Origin of the sequence: Pseudovibrio sp. POLY-S9 (assembly GCF_001431305.1) — a bacterium.
Taxonomy (GTDB): domain Bacteria; phylum Pseudomonadota; class Alphaproteobacteria; order Rhizobiales; family Stappiaceae; genus Pseudovibrio.
This window is the reverse complement of record NZ_LCWX01000173.1, coordinates 28,110-29,673: the sequence shown is the minus strand read 5'-3', so window position 1 is coordinate 29,673 and position 1,564 is coordinate 28,110. Positions and strand designations below refer to the sequence as shown.

Here is a 1,564-nt window from a genome sequence, read left to right as displayed (position 1 = left end):
CTCCCATCCTCGCAGCAATATGCTGCGATCTTAACAGGAGCTGACCTCTCGTGAAGGACGAGCCCGATTACGCATGCTTGTGGCCCTCGACGCTAGCCGCCACCTCTCACTGATCAGAGTTTTCTGCGTTGCAGCGAAGGGCAGCAATGTCCGCTAAGCCCTCGTCAGTATGATACTATATTCCTCAGTATGAATCTTTATTACTGAGTATGATACTTTATTACTCTCCTACAGTTATGAGGTGCCAGTCAAGAAGGATGCAAAGCCGTCCATTTTGAACTTCAAGGCGAAGCACTTACAGTCCCCCAGCCGTTACCATTCCGGCGAAATCAACACCTTAGAGCAGATCGAATTGACCAAGGCGGACTACGCAAAGGTTCATGATGAGGAGCGCGGCACCCGCCTTTCTCTTTGTGGCAAATTCCGTTTCAAGGTCTGTCTGGACCCAAACTACAAAGGCCCTCGCTATCAAGCCTCTCGGGTTGCTGTTTTTCTGACAGACAGTAAGGCCCACCCCGTTCCTGAAAGCTTTGTACCGGTCGTGGAAGCTAAGGCAGCATAAGCGCCACTTCCCGCCAGTGATCACAGCTAAAGGGCTGTGATCACGTCCCCAGGCCGAACCAGCACCAAGCAACTCAAGGGCATAGAGAAATGAAAAAATCAGTCTACCGCCGACCAGATAAACCAATGCTGATTGACGTTAAAAGACCGGCAGATATTGAAGTGAAACAGCCTGTTGTGAGCGCTCCTGTCATTGTTGATAGTGCAACGGAGTGCCATGTAACACCGGCTGATGTTGCAGCTCGCATGGTGGAGTATTTAGGGCCAGTTGGAGACTATTTGACCCTGGAGCCGAGCGCAGGAACCGGAGCCCTCATTAAGGCCCTGCTTGCCTCAGGTCATAGCCCATGCGAGCTGGTCGCGATTGAGCGCCATATCAAGCTTGCCGCTTCGCTAAATATTGACGGCGTGAACGTCTCAAACAGATGCTTTTTGGAGTATGCGCAAGAGGCTCAGGGCAGGGCGGAGTTTGCGCGGATCATCATGAACCCGCCATTTTCCAAAGTACGCCAGCACATCAAGGCCGCGCTGGATCTGCTTGGACGGCACGGCCACGAAGAACCGGCAACTCTTGTTGCTCTTGTTCCAATTACTTTCAAGCATGACGAGGCCGAGACAATGGAAACCTTAGGCCCTGATACGTTCAGCGCGGCCAGGGTGAACACCAAAATCATTCGCATAGAACGGTAGATTGATGATGAAACCGATATGGGCAGAGGGTCAGAGAAAACGCCTGCAGCGAGACTGGACAAGGGCTGCAGGGGAATACGTCGAGTTAGAGAAGGTTGAAAGGAAGCTGTTGGGTTACTGCTCACAAACAGGATGCCAGCGCCTTGTGAGCTACTATCACAACAGCCCGTAAGTCAGCATGGTTTATTGTTCGAGGCACCGGAGCTGGTGTGTTACACTTGAGGTCAGTTTCTAAGCCCGCTTTTAGCGGGCTTTTTGCTGCACAAAATCTGATCCTAATGCCTGGTGTTCATGTCTCTTGAAGCGGGGCGAT

The 1,564-nt window shown here is 51.9% G+C and carries 2 protein-coding genes; both read left to right on the top strand.

The window, feature by feature from the left end; genetic code table 11:
* The first annotated feature begins 241 nt into the window (after window positions 1-241).
* Window positions 242-562 carry a hypothetical protein gene (locus tag PPL9_RS17725; RefSeq protein WP_057463945.1) on the top strand — a complete coding sequence of 107 codons (321 nt, stop codon included), beginning with the start codon at window positions 242-244 and terminating at the stop codon, window positions 560-562.
* An 89-nt stretch (window positions 563-651) separates the two neighbouring features.
* Complete coding sequence (locus tag PPL9_RS17720; RefSeq protein WP_057463944.1) at window positions 652-1,251, top strand: hypothetical protein; 600 nt, start codon at window positions 652-654, stop codon at window positions 1,249-1,251.
* Window positions 1,252-1,564: the final 313 nt, after the last annotated feature.